Raw genomic sequence first — 16,937 nt, 5'->3', positions numbered from 1 at the left:
AAAAGTGACCCGCCGTAAAGGCGGAAAGGTGATTAACCGTCGATAAATCAAGCGGATAAGCCCACAAACCTCAAAACCCACAACCAACAACCAACAACCAACATAAGGGCGAACAGGTGATCAGTGTCAGCACATCAACGGATAACTCCACGCCCGTCGAACCACCAACCACCCATACACCTACTCACTCACAGCGCATCAAGCAACGCCTGGTTCTGCTCCGGTGTCCCGATGGTAATCCGAAGGAACTGCGCAATCCGCTCTTGCTTGAAGTGCCGCACGATCACCCCCTGCTCGCGCAAACGCGCCGCCACCTGGGCAGCGTCCCGCTCAGGGTGCCGTGCAAAGATGAAGTTGGCCGCCGAAGGCAGCACTTCAAAACCGCGCGCCGTCAATTGCTCGACCAACGCCTCACGGCTCTCGATCACCTTGCGGCAGGTCTGGTCAAAGTAGGCCCGGTCTTCGAACGCTGCCGCCGCACCCACGATCGCCATGCGGTCGAGCGGGTAGGAGTTGAAGCTGTTCTTGATCCGCTCCAGCGCCTCGATCAGCGCAGGATGCCCCACCGCCAGGCCGACCCGCAGGCCGGCCAGGGAGCGCGACTTGGACAGGGTCTGGGTCACCAGCAGGTTATCGTAGCGGTCCACCAGGCTGATGGCGGTCTCGCCGCCGAAATCGATATAGGCTTCATCCACCACCACCACCGAGTCACGGTTGGCCTGCAGCAGTTGCTCGATCGCCTGCAACGGCAACAGGCAACCGGTCGGTGCGTTGGGGTTGGGGAAGATGATGCCGGCGTTGGGCTTTTTATAGTCCTCGATGCGGATCTGGAATTGCTCATCCAGCGCCACCTGCTCGAATGCGATTCCGTAAAGGCCGCAGTAGACCGGGTAGAAGCTGTAGCTGATGTCCGGGAACAACAGCGGTGCATCGTGCTGGAACAAGCCGTGGAAGATGTGCGCCAGCACTTCATCCGAACCGTTGCCGACGAACACTTGCTGGGCAGTGACGCCATAGTAGTCGGCGACCGCCTGCTTGAGCCGATCACCGTTCGGATCCGGGTACAGGCGCAGGTTGTCGTTCAGCTCGCCTTGCATGGCCTCCAGGGCCTTGGGCGACGGGCCGTATGGGTTCTCGTTGGTATTGAGCTTGACCAGGCGGGTCAGCTTGGGTTGCTCCCCCGGTACGTAAGGCACCAGGTCCTTGACGAAGGGGCTCCAGAAACGGCTCATGTTCAGTTCCCCTTGTTTTCGGTGAGGATGCGGTATTCGGCACTGCGGGCGTGGGCGGTCAGCGATTCGCCGCGCGCCAGGACCGATGCCGTGTGGCCTAGCTCGGAAGCAGCCTGCTCCGAGCAGAAGATGATCGACGAACGCTTCTGGAAGTCATACACGCCCAACGGCGAGGAGAAGCGCGCGGTGCCGGAGGTCGGCAACACGTGGTTGGGGCCGGCGCAGTAGTCGCCCAAGGCTTCGCTGGTGTGACGCCCCATGAAGATCGCGCCCGCGTGGCGGATCTGCGGCAACCATGCCTGCGGATCGGCGACCGAAAGCTCCAAGTGCTCGGGAGCAATGCGGTTCGCAACGTCCATGGCCTGCTGCATGTCGCGAACCTGGATCAGCGCGCCACGGCCACTGATCGACTTCTCGATGATCTCGGCACGCTCCATGGTCGGCAGCAGCTTGGCAATGCTGGCAGCCACGCGATCAAGGAAAGCGGCGTCAGGGCTGACGAGGATCGCCTGGGCATCCTCGTCGTGCTCGGCCTGGGAGAACAGGTCCATGGCGATCCAGTCCGGGTCGGTCTGGCCGTCGCAGACCACGAGAATTTCCGACGGACCGGCGATCATGTCGATGCCGACCTGGCCGAACACATGGCGCTTGGCAGTGGCCACGTAGATGTTGCCCGGACCCACGATCTTGTCCACCTGGGGCACGCTCTCGGTACCGTAGGCCAAGGCCGCAACGGCTTGGGCGCCACCGATGGTGAAGACGCGATCGACGCCCGCGATGCACGCGGCCGCCAGCACCAGTTCGTTGACCTCTCCCCGTGGGGTCGGCACCACCATCACCACTTCGGACACACCGGCGACCTTGGCCGGGATGGCGTTCATCAGCACCGAAGATGGGTACGAGGCCTTGCCGCCCGGCACGTACAAGCCGGCACGGTCCAGCGGCGTGACCTTCTGGCCTAGCACGGTGCCATCAGCCTCGGTGTACTGCCAGGAATCCTGCTTCTGCCGCTCGTGGTAGCTACGCACGCGGCTGGCGGCGATCTCCAAAGCTTCGCGCTGGGTGGGCGTGATGCGGGTCAATGCCAGCTCCAGGCGTTCACGGCCTAGGATCAAGTCGTCGATACCCTTGGCCTCGACGCCATCGAAACGCTGGGTGAACTCGACCAACGCGGCATCGCCCCGCTCGCGGACAGCCTTGATGATGTCGAGCACGCGCTGATTGACCGCGTCATCGGACACGCTTTCCCAGCTCAGCAGATGATCCAGATGTCGGGCGAAATCCGGATCAGCGGCATTGAGACGGGCAATTGCAGTGGACACGGTCATGACGAGGGCCTCGTTTTATTAGCGAATGCTCAGGCGCCCTAGGCTACCAGTCCATCCGCGCGGGCACCCGAGAAAAATGGCTATGACGCGGATAGACGGACGCGACAGAAAGTCGCGTGCGAAGGTCAGCCGCGGTGTCGCGATTCGACGGCTTGACGCAGGGTGTCGATCAAGCTCTGGATGCGGGCATGCTGCATTTTCATGGAGGCTTTGTTGACCACCAGGCGCGAGCTGATGGTTGCGATCAGCTCCTGGGGTTCCAGGCCGTTGGCACGCAGCGTGTTGCCGGTGTCGACCACGTCGATGATCTTGTCGGCCAGGCCGATCAAAGGTGCCAGCTCCATGGAACCGTACAGCTTGATGATGTCGACCTGACGGCCCTGCTCGGCGTAATAGCGCTTGGCTACATTGACGAACTTGGTGGCCACGCGCAGACGCCCCTTGGGCTCCGGCGCGCCAACCGCTCCGGCGGTCATCAGCTTGCAGCGGGCAATCTGCAGGTCCAGCGGCTCGTACAGACCCTGACCGCCGTATTCCATCAACACGTCCTTGCCGGCCACGCCGAGGTCAGCGGCCCCATGCTCGACATAAGTCGGCACGTCGGTGGCGCGCACGATCAGCAGGCGCACATCGTCCTGGGTCGTCGGGATGATCAGCTTGCGGCTCTTGTCCGGATTCTCGGTCGGCACGATACCGGCCTCGGCCAGCAATGGCAGGGTATCGTCGAGGATTCGGCCCTTGGATAGCGCGATGGTCAACATGGGAAACGTCGGTCCTTAAGCGGCTACAGCCGACCGGGCAAGCGCCCGGCCGCGTGGAATTCGGTGGGCGCATCCCTGCGCCGAACAGACTAGCCCGGTACGCGGCGGATCTTCGCCCCGAGCATCTGCAGTTTTTCCTCGATGCACTCGTAACCACGGTCGATGTGGTAGATGCGGTCGATCAGGGTATCGCCCTCGGCGACCAGGGCCGACAGCACCAGGCTGGCCGAAGCCCGCAGGTCCGTAGCCATGACCGGTGCACCCTTGAGCGCCTTGACCCCAGTCACGATAGCGGTGTTGCCTTCGACCTGGATCTGCGCACCCATGCGGTGCATTTCATAGACGTGCATGAAGCGGTTTTCGAAGATGGTCTCGATCACCGCGCCAGTGCCTTCGGCGATGGCGTTGAGCGAGATGAACTGCGCCTGCATGTCGGTCGGGAAGGCCGGGTACGGAGCAGTACGCAGGTTGACGGCCTTCGGTCGCTTGCCGTGCATGTCCAGCTCGATCCAGTCTTCGCCGGCTGTGACTTCGGCACCCGCTTCCTTGAGTTTTTCCAGTACGGCTTCAAGGATGGTCGGATCGGTGTCCTTGACCTTCACGCGACCGCCGGTGACGGCAGCGGCGACCAGGTAGGTGCCGGTCTCGATACGGTCGGGCATCACGCGGTAGGTGGCCGAGTGCAGGCGTTCGACGCCATCGATGGTGATGGTGTCGGTGCCGGCGCCTTGGATCTTGGCACCCATCGCGATCAGGAAGTTGGCCAGGTCGACCACTTCAGGCTCGCGGGCGGCGTTCTGCAGCACACTGCGGCCCTTGGCCAGGGCAGCAGCCATCATGATGTTCTCGGTACCGGTCACGCTGACGGTGTCGAAGAAGAAGTGCGCACCACGCAGGCCGCCTTCAGGCGCCTTGGCCTTGATGTAGCCGCCCTCGACTTCGATCTTCGCACCCATGGCCTCGAGACCGCGGATGTGCAGATCGACAGGACGCGAACCGATGGCGCAACCGCCAGGCAGCGCGACTTCGGCTTCACCGAAACGAGCGACCATCGGGCCGAGCACGAGGATCGAGGCACGCATGGTCTTGACCAGCTCGTAAGGCGCGACCAGGGTCTTGATGGTGCGCGGGTCGATCTCCACCGAGAGTTTCTCGTCGATCACAGGCTCGATGCCCATGCGACCGAACAGCTCGATCATGGTGGTGATGTCGTGCAGGTGTGGCAGGTTGCCTACGGTGACCGGACCGTCAGCCAGCAGGGTCGCCGAAAGAATTGGCAGGGCGGCGTTCTTCGCCCCGGAAATGCGGATCTCGCCGTCGAGGCGCGCGCCGCCAGTGATAATCAGTTTGTCCATTGCAATCTCGCCGCCAACGTTGGCTCAGGTGCGCTCAGCCCAGGCTGCGCTGCTGAAAAATTTCATGGTTACCGCATGGATGCTGCCATCGGCGATCCACGGATTCAGGTGAGCATAGATCGCCTGCTGGCGCTTGACCGGGCTCTGGCCGGCCAGCTCGTCGCTGATCACGTTCAACTGGAAGTTGCAGCCTTCGCCCTCAACTTCGACCCGGGTTCCCGGCAATTTCTCTTCAAGGAAGCTTTTAACTTCTACGGCCTGCATGCTCAACCTCAATCGGCGCCCAGTGCGCGCGGGTCGGCCATCATACAAAAAAGCCCCTCGCCTGCGAAGCCCATGGTGGGGTGCGCTGACCGAGGGGCTATCCCTTAGTGGCGAACCATCAGCCCGCCAACACTTCATCGAGGTCATAAACCCCGGCGATTTCCCGCATGTCATCAGGCATGCCACGCAGTTCCCAGCCCTTGCCTGCGGCCTGGGCATCACGGATGAAGCCCAGCAGCAGGGAGAGGCCGACGCTGCTGGACTTGGCCACCGACGAGCAATCGAACACCAGCCTAGACTCACGACAAGCCGCGATCAGCGCCTTGCCCTCCTTGCGCAGGGCCGGACCGCTGCGGTAGTCCAGAACCCCGGCCAGGCGCAGGACGCCCGGCTCGGTCATGCTCACGCCAGCTTCGCTCATTTCACTTCCTTGTCTGGCGAATTGTCGGCCGCTTCCTTGGCCTTGGCCACCTCGCCGGCCCAGCCGTCGATGGTCTTGTCCAGATTGTTGCCATTGCGCTGCATGGCATCGGCGAACTGATCGCGGAACAGCTTGCCGATGTTGATGCCATTGACGATCACGTTACGCACCTTCCACTCGTCACCGAGCTTTTGCAGGGTGTACTGGACCGGATAAACCGCACCGTTGTTGCCGGTGACCTTCATGCCCACGCTGGCGCGATCGCCATTTTCAGTCTTGGCCGGATCGACGGTGATACCTTGGTTGTTGTACTCCAGCAGTGCGTTGCCATAGAACTGCATCAGGCTACGCTTGAAGTTTTCCTGGAAACGCTGCATCTGCTCGGGCGTGGCCTTGCGCGAATACTTCACGGTCATGATGCTCTTGGAGATGCCATCGGCATCGACCACTGGGCCGAGAATACGATTGAGCGCATCGTAGAAGGCCTGAGGGTTGGTCTTGTACTGTTCCTTATTGGCCTTGAGGTCGCTCAACAGGGCATCGGTGGTGCCTTGCACCACGTCACGTGGGGTTTGCCCAGGCGCCGCCAGGGCCAGCAGAGGGAAGGCCGCCAATAGGACCAACAGGCCGCGTCGCAGGATCGAGATCATGGAAACTCCTTAATTAGCGGGTTGGGCTTCTTTGGGTTCCTTGCCCACGGAATTGAGCAGGAACTTGCCAATCAGATCTTCCAGCACCAGTGCCGACTGGGTGTCATGGATGGTAGAGCCATCCTTGAGCACGTCTTCTTCACCACCCACGCTGATGCCGATGTACTTCTCGCCGAGCAATCCGGCGGTCAGGATAGAAGCAGTGGAGTCGGTCGGCAGATTGTCGACGCTCTTGTCCAGCTGCAGGGTCACCCGACCGGTGTAGGAGTCGCGATCCAGATCGATGGCCGTGACCTTGCCGATGGTCACACCGGCCATGGTCACTTTAGCTCTGACCGTCAAACCAGCGATATTGTCGAAGTACGCATAAACTTTATAGGTGTCGCTGCTGGGGCTTGCGGACAAACCACTGACGCGCAAGGCCAGCAGCAGCAACGCCAGGATCCCGGCCAGCAGGAACAGGCCGACACCGATTTCCAGGGTGCGGTTTTGCATCAGAAATCTCCAAACATCAAGGCGGTCAGAATAAAGTCCAGACCCAGGACTGCCAACGAGGCATAGACCACGGTCTTGGTGGTGGCACGGCTGATCCCTTCCGAAGTGGGTTCGCAGTCATACCCCTGGAACACGGCGATCCAGGTCACGACGAAGGCGAACACAACGCTTTTGATCAACCCGTTGAGCACGTCGTCGGTGAAGGAAACACTGTTTTGCATGTTGGCCCAGAACGAGCCCTCGTAGACGCCCAGCCAATCCACGGCCACCCAGGATCCGCCCCAGATACCGACCACACTGAAGATCAGCGCCAGCATCGGCAGCGAGATGAAACCGGCCCACAGACGCGGGGCGACGATGTACTTGAGTGGGTCGACACCGATCATCTCCAGACTGGACAGTTGTTCGGTCGACTTCATGTTGCCGATTTCGGCGGTCAGGGCCGAGCCTGCGCGCCCTGCGAACAGCAAGGCAGTCACAACCGGCCCGAGCTCACGCAGCAAGGTCAGGGCGATCATCTGGCCAACGGCCTGCTCCGATCCGTACTTGGTGAGAATGCTGTAGCCCTGCAGCGACAGCACCATGCCGATGAACACGCCGGAAACCACGATGATCGCCAGCGACAGTACACCTACCGAATAAAGCTGCTTGACCAGCAACTGGAAGCCGCCACCGATGCCCCCGCGCCCACCCATGGCGTGCCCGAGGAACAGGCAGGAGCGGCCGAGCACAGCCAGGACGTCGATGGCCGAGCGGCCGAACAAACGAATGCGTTCGAGTATGGATTTTCTGCGCATCACCGCGCCCCCAGCAGATCGGCGCGATAGTCAGGCGCAGGAAAGTGAAATGGCACCGGGCCATCCGGATCGCCCTTCATGAACTGGCGGATACGCGGATTATCCGACCCCATCAGCTCGTCGGGCGTGCCCTGCCCCAGCACCTGGCCATCACCGACCACATAGATGTAGTCAGCGATGCTCGCGGTCTCGGCCAGGTCATGGGAGACCACGATGCTGGTGATCCCAAGGGCGTCGTTGAGCAGCCGGATCAGGCGCACGAGCACCCCCATGGCGATGGGATCCTGACCGACGAAAGGTTCGTCGTACATGAGGATCTGTGGATCCAGCGCGATCGCCCGAGCCAGCGCCACCCGGCGCTTCATGCCACCGGACAGCTCGTCCGGCATCAGGTCGATGGCCCCGCGCAGACCCACGGCCTGCAGCTTCATCAGAACGATGTCGCGGATCATCTCGTCCGACAATTGGGTGTGCACCCGCAACGGGAAGGCAACGTTCTCGAAAACGTCGAGATCGGTGAACAAGGCACCGCTCTGGAACAGAACGCCCATCTGCTTGCGCGCATCGAACAGGTCGCTGCGCGACAGGCTCGGCAGGTTCTGCCCGGCGACCCAAACCTCGCCGCTGGAGGGACGCAACTGCGCGCCCATCAGGCGCAACAGGGTTGTCTTGCCGCACCCGGAAGGCCCCATGATGCCGGTGACCTTACCCCGTGGGATGCGTATGTCGACATTGCTGAAAATGCTGCGCGAACCGCGCTTGAAGGTAACCCCCTTCAACTCGACCGCGTAGGCGCTATCCACACTCATCTAGACTCCTTGCGATGCAGCCTCGTCTGCAATGGACGCCTACCCTCTTCATGAAGGCACACGCGTCCCTGCCGGGCGCAATAGCGGCGAACTATAGCACCGCTGCAATGCCGCCCCCAAGGCCATTGCAGGGGCTGTTCAGGCCCGCGACAGCAACCCAGGCAAACGAAAGATGAGGGTTTCGCACATTGCCGTTATAATCGGCACCTTTTTACCAGACATTGCTTTCCGACATGAGCCAATCCAGCGAGCTGATCCAATCCGCCCAGCGCACCCTGCGCCTGGAACTCGAAGCCGTAGAGGGCCTGCTGCCCCGCATCGACGGCAATTTCGTCAAAGCTTGTGAGCTGATTCTGAACAGCAAAGGCCGAGTCGTCGTGCTCGGCATGGGCAAGTCGGGCCATATCGGCAACAAGATCGCCGCGACCCTCGCCAGCACCGGCACCCCAGCGTTTTTCGTGCACCCGGCCGAGGCCAGCCACGGCGACATGGGCATGATCACCCGCGACGATGTCATCCTGGCCCTGTCCAACTCAGGCAGCACCGCCGAAATCGTTACCCTGCTGCCATTGATCAAGCGTCTGGGCATCCAGATGATCAGCCTCACTGGCAACCCGGACTCTCCCCTGGCCCAGGCCGCCGAGGTCAACCTCGATGCCAGCGTCGCCCAGGAGGCCTGCCCGCTCAATCTTGCGCCCACCTCCTCCACCACTGCTGCGCTGGTGCTGGGTGACGCCCTGGCCATCGCCCTGCTCGAGGCACGCGGGTTCACGGCCGAAGACTTCGCTTTCTCCCATCCGGGAGGCGCGCTGGGTCGCCGCCTGCTGCTGAAGGTGGAAAACGTCATGCACACCGGCGAAGCACTGCCGATCGTACCGCGTGGCACTCTGCTCAAGGACGCCCTGGTAGAGATGTCGCGCAAGAGCTTGGTAGGCATGACCGTGGTCCTGGAGGCCGACGGCCGCCTGGCCGGGGTGTTCACCGACGGCGACCTGCGCCGCGCCCTGGAGCGCAACATCGATGTGCACAAGACCATCATCGACCAGGTGATGACCGTCCACGGCAAAACCGCACGCGCCGAGATGCTCGCCGCCGAGGCCTTGCGCATCATGGAAGACAACAAGATCAACGCGCTGGTGGTGGTCGATCAGAACGACCGCCCCACCGGCGCCTTGAACATGCATGACCTGCTGCGCGCAGGCGTGATGTGATGGAGTGCAATGCAATGAACCCGGATCTTCTGCAACGCGGCAAGGCCATCAAGCTGGCCGTGTTCGATGTCGATGGCGTGCTGACCGACGGACGTCTGTATTTCCTTGAAGACGGCAGCGAGTTCAAGACCTTCAACACCCTGGATGGCCACGGTATCAAGATGCTCATGGCTTCGGGCGTGACCACAGCGATTATCAGCGGGCGCAAGACCCCGGTGGTCGAGCGCCGAGCAAAAAACCTCGGCATCCCGCACCTGTTCCAGGGCCGCGAGGACAAACTGGTAGTGCTCGACAGCCTGCTCGCCGAACTGGGCCTAAGCTATGAACAGGTCGCCTACTTGGGCGATGATCTACCAGACCTGCCGGTGATCCGCCGCGTAGGCCTTGGCATGGCGGTGGCAAGCGCCGCCCCGTTCGTTCGCCAGCACGCCCATGGCGTGACCCAGGCCCGTGGCGGCGAAGGTGCCGCACGCGAGTTCTGTGAACTGATCATGCAGGCCCAGGGCACCCTGGACGCTGCCAACGCCAACTACCTCTAAGGCCAGACATGTTCAGCAAGAAAGCCAGGAATATCGTGCTGCTCGGTGCGATCGCCGCACTGCTGGTGGCCGTCGGCTACTGGAACATCAGCCCCGAGAGCTTCCTCGAAAAGCCGGTGGCCCAGGTCGATGAGAATGCCATCGACTACTATGCGATCAATGCCCACAGCGTGCAGTACCTGCCTGATGGCAAGGTGCAATACGAAATGACCGCCGACAAGGTGGAGCACCTCAAGTCCAGCGAGATCACCCTAGTGACCACGCCGGACCTGCACATGTACCGGGGCACTCAGTATCCCTGGCACGTGCAGAGCGTGCGCGCCGAGGTCAACCCGGATGGCAGCGAGGTCGAGCTGATCGACAAGGTCCGGGTTGCCCGCACCGATGAAAAGCAGCGCGAAACGATCATCACCACCACCCGCATGACCGTCTTCCCGCAGAAGCAATATGCGCAGACCGAGCAAGCCGTTAGAATCGACGGCGCCGGTGGGACGACTACGGGCAAAGGAATGAAAGCGTATTTGAAAGACGGCAGGATGGACCTGCTGTCCAACGTAAGAGGACAGTATGAGGCTCGTTAACACCCTCCCCTTTTTGCTCAGCCTGAGCGCGGCACTGGGAAGCGCGAGCGCCTTGGCCCTGCCGAACGATCGTGACCAGCCTATCCGCATCCAGGCTGACAACGCTCACCTGGACGACAAGCAAGGCGTCGCCACCTACACCGGCGACGTGATCATCACCCAGGGTTCGATGATGATCAAAGGCAACACCGTGACCATCACCCGTGCCGCCTCCGGCGATATCGACGTGGTCACCTCGGTGGGCAACCTGGCCTACTTCGAGCAACAGCAGAGCGCCGCCAAACCCGACAAGATGAAAGGCTGGGGCGTGACCATCCAGTACCAGGCGCAAAAGGACATGGTGATCCTCACCGACCGCGCCAAGGTCGAGAACGAAGGCAACACCACCGAAGGCGAGAAGATCGTCTACAACACCAAGACCCAGGTGGCTACCGCCGGTCGTGGTGGCAATGTGACTTCGCCACGTCAGCGTATCGACATGGTGATCCAGCCGAAGAAGAAGGCCGAGTAAATGGCAACCCTCAAAGCCCAGCACTTGGCCAAGAGCTACAAGAGCCGCCAGGTTGTCCGCGACGTCAGCCTGTCGATCGACAGCGGTCAGATCGTCGGCCTGCTCGGTCCCAACGGCGCCGGCAAGACCACCTGCTTCTACATGATCGTTGGCCTGGTCCGCGCCGACCAGGGACGCGTACTGATCGACAACCTGGACGTCAGCCATCAACCCATGCACGGTCGCGCCCGTGCCGGCATCGGCTATCTGCCCCAGGAAGCCTCGATCTTCCGCAAGCTGTCGGTGGCCGACAACATCATGGCCATCCTCGAAACCCGCAAGGAGCTCGACCGTGACAGCCGCAGAAAGGAGCTGGAAAGCCTTCTGCAGGAATTCCACATCAGCCACATCCGCGACAACCTTGGCATGAGCCTCTCCGGTGGCGAACGCCGCCGGGTCGAGATCGCCCGCGCCCTGGCCACCGCACCGAAGTTCATCCTGCTGGACGAACCTTTCGCTGGTGTAGACCCGATCTCCGTTGGCGATATCAAACAGATCATCCACCACCTCAAGGCCAAGGGCATCGGCGTGCTGATCACCGACCACAACGTCCGTGAAACCCTTGATATCTGTGAAACCGCCTACATCGTCAATGATGGTCAGCTGATCGCCGAGGGCGACGCCGAGACCATCCTGGCCAACGATTTGGTCAAGGAGGTTTACCTGGGCCACGAGTTCCGACTTTAAAGGCCCGGAGTCTGCTTGGAGCACTGAAGGAAGTGACACAGTGCTCTAGGCAAACGCTACAATTTCAGGCATATAACTTGCTTAAAATTGGCGCCTCGGCGCCCTACGTGTAGTGGATGGCGCATGCGCGCCGGCGAACAAGGTATTAAGCCCCAGCCATGAAACCATCGCTCGTCCTAAAAATGGGCCAGCAACTGACGATGACCCCGCAGTTGCAACAGGCCATCCGTCTGCTCCAGCTATCCACCCTGGACCTCCAACAAGAAATCCAGGAAGCGCTGGAGTCCAATCCGATGCTCGAACGTCAGGAAGACGGCGACGACTTCGACAACAGCGACCCGATGGCCGACAACGCCGAAAGCAAGCCGGCTGCCGAAGCCCAAGAGAGCAGCTTCCAGGAAAGCACCAGCAGTGCCGAGAACCTGGAGGAAGGCGAATGGAACGAGCGCATCCCCAACGAATTACCCGTGGACACTGCCTGGGAAGACATCTACCAGACCAGCGCCAGCAACCTGCCCGCCAGCGATGACGACGAGTGGGACTTCACCACCCGCACTTCCGTCGGCGAAAGCCTGCAGAGCCATCTTCTGTGGCAACTCAACCTGGCGCCGATGTCCGACACCGACCGGCTGATCGCCGTGACCCTGATCGACAGCATCAACGAACAGGGTTACCTGGAGGACAGCCTCGAAGAAATCTGCGCAGGTTTCGACCCTGAACTGGATATCGAGCTCGACGAGGTCGAAGCGGTACTGCATCGCATCCAGCAGTTCGAACCCGCAGGCATTGGCGCCCGCAACCTTGGCGAGTGCCTGCTGCTGCAGCTGCGTCAGCTTCCGGCGAACACCCCCTGGATGGCCGAGGCGCAGCGCCTGGTCACCGATTTCATCGACCTGCTCGGCAGCCGCGACTACAGCCAGCTGATGCGTCGCATGAAGATCAAGGAGGACGAGCTGCGCCAGGTCATTGAGCTGGTGCAGAGCCTGAACCCGCGCCCTGGTTCGCAGATCGAGTCCAGCGAGCCCGAGTACGTGGTCCCCGACGTCATCGTGCGCAAGGACAGCGACCGCTGGCTGGTCGAACTGAACCAGGAAGCGATACCACGCCTGCGGGTAAACCCGCAGTATGCCGGCTTCGTCCGCCGCGCCGATACCAGCGCCGACAACACCTTCATGCGCAACCAGTTGCAAGAAGCGCGCTGGTTCATCAAGAGCCTGCAAAGTCGCAACGAGACGCTGATGAAGGTCGCCACCCAGATCGTCGAGCACCAGCGAGGCTTCCTGGACCATGGTGACGAGGCGATGAAGCCGCTGGTACTGCACGATATCGCCGAAGCGGTAGGCATGCACGAATCGACCATTTCCCGGGTCACCACGCAGAAATACATGCATACCCCGCGCGGTATCTACGAGCTGAAATACTTTTTCTCGAGCCATGTAAGCACCTCCGAAGGCGGTGAATGCTCGTCTACGGCGATCCGCGCGATCATCAAGAAACTGGTTGCGGCGGAAAATCAGAAAAAGCCATTGAGTGACAGCAAGATCGCTGGTTTACTGGAGGCACAAGGCATCCAGGTAGCCCGTCGCACCGTCGCCAAGTACCGCGAGTCCCTCGGCATCGCACCGTCGAGTGAGCGCAAGCGACTGATGTAGCCCCTGGAAGAGCCATAGCGTTTCAGTGGCAGGTGCAATACCTGCCCTTTATGCACGGGCAACAAAGGAGAAGCTGTATGCAAGTCAACATCAGTGGACAGCATGTAGAAGTCACTCAACCACTGCGCGAGTATGTCCTTGAAAAGCTCGCCCGCGTGGAGGGACATTTCGACAAGATCACCAACGTGACGGTGATCATGAAGGTCGAAAAACTGCAGCAGAAGGTGGAGGCCACACTCCAGATTCCCGGCGGTGAAGTGGTCGCCAATGCCGAACACCAAGACATGTATGCAGCGATCGACGCCCTGGCTGACAAGCTCGACCGCCAACTGAAAAAACATAAGGAAAAACAGCAAAGCCTGCTGCAAGGTGCAGCCGCCCGCTGATCCCTCTCATCCATGATCCGACTTGAAACCATCCTGACCCCCGGCCGTTCCCTCGTGAACGTGCCGGGCGGCAGTAAAAAGCGCGTGCTCCAGGAAATCGCCACCCTGATCGCCAGGGAAGTGCCCGAACTGGAGATGGAAGACGTATTCGAAAAACTGGTTGGCCGTGAAAAGCTCGGATCCACCGGTTTCGGCAACGGCATCGCCATCCCCCATTGTCGCCTCGAAGGCTGCACCGCTCCGGTCAGCGCCCTGCTGCACCTGGATGCCCCCATCGACTATGACGCCATCGATGGCGCGCCGGTGGATCTGCTGTTCGTCCTGCTTGTGCCAGAAGCCGCCACCGACGCCCACCTTGAACTGCTGCGCCAGATTGCCAGCATGCTAGATCGCAAGGAGGTCCGCGATCGCCTGCGTGCCGCCAACAGCAGCGAGGCCCTGTACCAGGTAGTCCTGGACGCACAGAACGAGCACTGAACATGCGCCTGATCATCGTCAGCGGCCGGTCTGGCTCCGGCAAAAGCACCGCCCTCGACGTGCTGGAAGACAACGGTTATTACTGCATCGACAACCTACCCGCCGGGCTATTGCCGCAGTTGGCAGAAAACGCATTGATCAATACCGAACTGCTGCAACCCAAGGTGGCTGTCTCCATCGACGCGCGCAACCTGCCCAGTCACCTGACGCGCTTCCCCGAACTGCTTGAGGGCGCGCGAGCCCAGCATATCCAGTGCGACGTGCTGTATCTGGATGCCGACGAGGAGACCCTGCTCAAGCGCTTCTCCGAAACGCGTCGTCGACACCCGCTGACCAACGCCAATCGCTCCCTCGCCGAAGCGATCCGTGTCGAAAGCGAACTGCTGGGCCCGATCGCCGATCTGGCCGATCTCAAGATCGACACCACCAACCTCAACCTTTACCAGTTGCGCGACTCGATCAAGCTGCGTCTGCTCAATCAGCCCGAGCCAGGCACAGCGTTTCTGGTGGAGTCCTTTGGCTTCAAGCGCGGCATGCCGGTGGATGCCGATCTGGTGTTCGATGTGCGTTGCCTGCCCAATCCGTATTGGAAGCCCGAGCTACGCGAACACTCCGGGCTGGACCAGCCGGTAATCGACTACCTGGCCGCCCAACCGGATGTCGAAGAGATGTTCCAGGACATCTCCAGTTATCTGCTCAAATGGCTGCCACGATTCGCCGCCAGCAATCGCGCCTATGTCACCATCGCGATTGGCTGCACAGGCGGTCACCACCGTTCTGTCTACCTGACCGAGCGCCTGGGCCAACTTTTGCAACCCACCCTGAAAAACGTCCAGGTCCGCCATCGCGACCTCTAGCCCACAGGATCCGCATCCCAATGCCCGCCCGCGAAATCACCATCATCAACAAGCTGGGGCTCCACGCCCGGGCGGCAGCCAAGTTCGTTGGCGTAGCCGGGCGCTTCCCCTGCCAGGTCAGGGTGGGGCGTGCGCCGGACAAAATGGTGGATGGCAAGAGCATCATGGCAGTGATGATGCTCGCCGCGGGCAAGGGCACCCAGGTGCACCTGATGACCGAGGGAGAACAGGACAACGAGGCCATGGACGCCTTGGTCGAATTGATCAACAACTATTTCGACGAAGGCGAGTAATCCGCCGCGAAGGGCTCACATCGAGCCGACCTGGCTGACCTTGCCGCGTAGCCTTACTGGTTCAGATCCCAATTCTGGGATGGCAACATCCCCCACACAGAACAAAAGCAAAGGGCCGCTACGCGGCCCTGAGTTTCAATTGTCCCGCCTGCTGGCAGGTATCAGCTCCCCGCCACCGTCATCCGCTCGATCAGCACCGAGCCGCTATGAATATTGCTCCGGGTTTCGATATCACTGCCGATCGCTACGATCTGCTGGAACATGTCCTTCATGTTGCCGGCGATCGTCACCTCCTGGACGGGGAACTGGATCTCGCCATTCTCCACCCAGAAGCCCGCCGCGCCGCGGGAGTAATCCCCCGTCACCATGTTGAGGCCGTGCCCCATCAGTTCGGTCACTAGCAAACCACGCCCCATGCGGCGGATCAGTGCGGCCTGGTCCTCCACCCCATGGGTGACGAATAGGTTGTGCACACCACCAGCGTTCGCGGTACTTGGCAGTCCCAGCTTGCGCCCGGAATAGGTCCCCAACAGGTAAGAGACCAGCTCGCCTTTTTCCACGAATGGCTTTGCATAGGTCGCCAGGCCATCGCCGTCGAAAGCTGCGCTTCCCAGGGCTCGCGGCAAGTGGGGACGTTCATCGAGCGTCAGCCAGGTGGGGAACAGACGCTGGCCGATAGCGCCATCAAGGAAGGAGGATTTACGGTACAGGTTGCCGCCGGAGATGGCCGACAGGAAGCTGCCGAACAACCCGCCGGCCAGTTCCGCGGAAAACAGCACGGGCACCTCGCAGGTCGGCACCGGACGAGCACCCAGGCGGCTGGCTGCACGCTGTGCGGCGCGCTGCCCGATGCTACGCGGGTCGGCCAGCAATTGACCCTGGCGATTGACGTCGTACCAGTAGTCACGCTGCATCTGTCCTTCGCCTTCGGCGATCATCACGCAGCTCAGGCTATGGCGCGTGGAGGCATAACCGCCGATGAAACCGTGGCTGTTGCCATAGACCCGGCAGCCTTGGTGGGTGTTCAAGGTCGTGCCATCGGCATTGAGGATGCGCGGGTCGGCATCGAAGGCTGCGGCCTCACAGGCCAATGCCATCTCGACGGCCTTTTCCGGCTCCAGGGCCCAATCATGGTAAAGGTCGAGATCAGGGATCTCGCGGGCCATCAGCGCCGCATCGGCCAGGCCTGCGCATTCATCCTCGGAGGTGTGCTGGGCAATGGCCAGCGCAGCCGCCACAGTCTCGCGAATCGCGTCCGGGCCGCTGGCCGATGTACTGGCCGAGCCTTTGCGCTGGCCAACATAAAGGGTGATACCAAAACCTTGATCGCGGTTGAACTCGACCGTCTCGACCTCACGTTGACGCACCGTGGTGGACAAGCCCTGCTCCAGCGACACCGCAACTTCGCAGGCGCTGGCGCCCTGGCGACGTGCTTCGGCGATGATCGCCTCGACCTGTTCCTGCAACGCCGGCAGGTCCTTGGGGCCTACGCTCTGGACTGCACTCATGGTTCTCTCCACTCGAAATTCTGCGTACGGCTAGGGTCATTCTACGACCGGGCCGGACAAGCGGCCCCCGACTGGTTATCATGG

General features: G+C 61.4%; 21 protein-coding genes. 10 read left to right on the top strand and 11 right to left on the bottom strand.

Going from position 1 to position 16,937, the window contains the following annotated elements; translation table 11 throughout:
* Positions 1–188: 188 nt before the first annotated feature.
* The 10 genes from hisC to HMPREF3173_RS23540 all read right to left on the bottom strand — a co-directional run bounded on the left by hisC (position 189) and on the right by HMPREF3173_RS23540 (position 8,112).
* Entirely contained in the window at positions 189–1,232 is a 1,044-nt protein-coding gene (hisC, locus tag HMPREF3173_RS23585) for a histidinol-phosphate transaminase (RefSeq protein ID WP_070577116.1), read from the bottom strand.
* A 2-nt stretch (positions 1,233–1,234) separates the two neighbouring features.
* On the bottom strand, positions 1,235–2,560 hold the full coding sequence (gene hisD / locus HMPREF3173_RS23580; protein ID WP_070577114.1) for a histidinol dehydrogenase: 1,326 nt from the start codon (positions 2,558–2,560) through the stop codon (positions 1,235–1,237).
* A gap of 125 nt (positions 2,561–2,685) precedes the next feature.
* Positions 2,686–3,321: an ATP phosphoribosyltransferase gene (gene hisG, locus HMPREF3173_RS23575; protein WP_043213301.1), complete on the bottom strand. Its 636-nt coding sequence runs from the start codon at positions 3,319–3,321 to the stop codon at positions 2,686–2,688.
* 89 nt (positions 3,322–3,410) lie between these two features.
* The gene (gene murA, locus HMPREF3173_RS23570; protein WP_043213299.1) at positions 3,411–4,676 is read right to left on the bottom strand and encodes a UDP-N-acetylglucosamine 1-carboxyvinyltransferase; all 1,266 of its coding nucleotides are present in this window, start codon (positions 4,674–4,676) and stop codon (positions 3,411–3,413) included.
* A 24-nt stretch (positions 4,677–4,700) separates the two neighbouring features.
* Positions 4,701–4,940, bottom strand: a complete 240-nt coding sequence (locus HMPREF3173_RS23565; RefSeq protein WP_029613593.1) for a BolA family protein — start codon at positions 4,938–4,940, stop codon at positions 4,701–4,703.
* 118 nt (positions 4,941–5,058) lie between these two features.
* Positions 5,059–5,361 (bottom strand): STAS domain-containing protein, encoded by a 303-nt coding sequence (locus tag HMPREF3173_RS23560; RefSeq protein ID WP_043213294.1) that lies wholly within the window; start codon positions 5,359–5,361, stop codon positions 5,059–5,061.
* Positions 5,358–6,011 (bottom strand): MlaC/ttg2D family ABC transporter substrate-binding protein, encoded by a 654-nt coding sequence (locus HMPREF3173_RS23555; protein ID WP_043213291.1) that lies wholly within the window; start codon positions 6,009–6,011, stop codon positions 5,358–5,360. Before HMPREF3173_RS23555 ends, HMPREF3173_RS23560 begins: the two co-directional genes overlap by 4 nt.
* Positions 6,012–6,020: 9 nt before the next feature.
* Positions 6,021–6,506 carry an outer membrane lipid asymmetry maintenance protein MlaD gene (gene mlaD / locus HMPREF3173_RS23550; RefSeq protein WP_009683030.1) on the bottom strand — a complete coding sequence of 162 codons (486 nt, stop codon included), beginning with the start codon at positions 6,504–6,506 and terminating at the stop codon, positions 6,021–6,023.
* Positions 6,506–7,303, bottom strand: a complete 798-nt coding sequence (gene mlaE, locus HMPREF3173_RS23545; RefSeq protein ID WP_043213287.1) for a lipid asymmetry maintenance ABC transporter permease subunit MlaE — start codon at positions 7,301–7,303, stop codon at positions 6,506–6,508. Before mlaE ends, mlaD begins: the two co-directional genes overlap by 1 nt.
* Complete coding sequence (locus tag HMPREF3173_RS23540) at positions 7,303–8,112, bottom strand: ATP-binding cassette domain-containing protein (RefSeq protein ID WP_043213285.1); 810 nt, start codon at positions 8,110–8,112, stop codon at positions 7,303–7,305. Before HMPREF3173_RS23540 ends, mlaE begins: the two co-directional genes overlap by 1 nt.
* A 233-nt stretch (positions 8,113–8,345) precedes the next feature.
* Between HMPREF3173_RS23540 and HMPREF3173_RS23535 the strand changes: the two genes are divergently transcribed.
* The 10 genes from HMPREF3173_RS23535 (at position 8,346) to HMPREF3173_RS23490 (ending at position 15,345) form a co-directional block, all read left to right on the top strand.
* Positions 8,346–9,323 carry a KpsF/GutQ family sugar-phosphate isomerase gene (locus tag HMPREF3173_RS23535; protein WP_043213283.1) on the top strand — a complete coding sequence of 326 codons (978 nt, stop codon included), beginning with the start codon at positions 8,346–8,348 and terminating at the stop codon, positions 9,321–9,323.
* Between the two features lie 14 nt (positions 9,324–9,337).
* Complete coding sequence (locus HMPREF3173_RS23530) at positions 9,338–9,862, top strand: KdsC family phosphatase (protein ID WP_043213281.1); 525 nt, start codon at positions 9,338–9,340, stop codon at positions 9,860–9,862.
* Positions 9,863–9,870: 8 nt separating this feature from the next.
* On the top strand, positions 9,871–10,443 hold the full coding sequence (gene lptC, locus HMPREF3173_RS23525) for an LPS export ABC transporter periplasmic protein LptC (protein WP_043213277.1): 573 nt from the start codon (positions 9,871–9,873) through the stop codon (positions 10,441–10,443).
* The gene (lptA, locus tag HMPREF3173_RS23520; protein WP_043213272.1) at positions 10,430–10,954 is read left to right on the top strand and encodes a lipopolysaccharide transport periplasmic protein LptA; all 525 of its coding nucleotides are present in this window, start codon (positions 10,430–10,432) and stop codon (positions 10,952–10,954) included. Before lptC ends, lptA begins: the two co-directional genes overlap by 14 nt.
* Positions 10,955–11,680: an LPS export ABC transporter ATP-binding protein gene (gene lptB, locus HMPREF3173_RS23515; RefSeq protein WP_070577112.1), complete on the top strand. Its 726-nt coding sequence runs from the start codon at positions 10,955–10,957 to the stop codon at positions 11,678–11,680.
* Positions 11,681–11,838: 158 nt separating this feature from the next.
* On the top strand, positions 11,839–13,332 hold the full coding sequence (locus HMPREF3173_RS23510; protein WP_070577110.1) for an RNA polymerase factor sigma-54: 1,494 nt from the start codon (positions 11,839–11,841) through the stop codon (positions 13,330–13,332).
* Positions 13,333–13,409: 77 nt separating this feature from the next.
* Positions 13,410–13,718 (top strand): ribosome hibernation-promoting factor, HPF/YfiA family, encoded by a 309-nt coding sequence (hpf, locus tag HMPREF3173_RS23505; protein ID WP_043213265.1) that lies wholly within the window; start codon positions 13,410–13,412, stop codon positions 13,716–13,718.
* Between the two features lie 12 nt (positions 13,719–13,730).
* Positions 13,731–14,195, top strand: a complete 465-nt coding sequence (gene ptsN / locus HMPREF3173_RS23500; protein ID WP_043213263.1) for a PTS IIA-like nitrogen regulatory protein PtsN — start codon at positions 13,731–13,733, stop codon at positions 14,193–14,195.
* A 2-nt stretch (positions 14,196–14,197) separates the two neighbouring features.
* Complete coding sequence (rapZ, locus tag HMPREF3173_RS23495) at positions 14,198–15,052, top strand: RNase adapter RapZ (RefSeq protein ID WP_070577108.1); 855 nt, start codon at positions 14,198–14,200, stop codon at positions 15,050–15,052.
* Between the two features lie 20 nt (positions 15,053–15,072).
* Complete coding sequence (locus HMPREF3173_RS23490) at positions 15,073–15,345, top strand: HPr family phosphocarrier protein (protein WP_043213258.1); 273 nt, start codon at positions 15,073–15,075, stop codon at positions 15,343–15,345.
* Between the two features lie 161 nt (positions 15,346–15,506).
* Here HMPREF3173_RS23490 and pmbA read toward each other — a convergent pair whose 3' ends face one another.
* Positions 15,507–16,853: a metalloprotease PmbA gene (gene pmbA / locus HMPREF3173_RS23485; RefSeq protein WP_043213256.1), complete on the bottom strand. Its 1,347-nt coding sequence runs from the start codon at positions 16,851–16,853 to the stop codon at positions 15,507–15,509.
* Positions 16,854–16,937 lie beyond the last annotated feature (84 nt).

It is taken from the genome of Pseudomonas sp. HMSC08G10 (assembly GCF_001808425.1).
Taxonomy (GTDB): Bacteria; Pseudomonadota; Gammaproteobacteria; order Pseudomonadales; family Pseudomonadaceae; genus Aquipseudomonas; species Aquipseudomonas guariconensis.
Note: the sequence above shows the minus strand (reverse complement) of the source record. Positions and strands in the feature narration are given on the sequence as shown.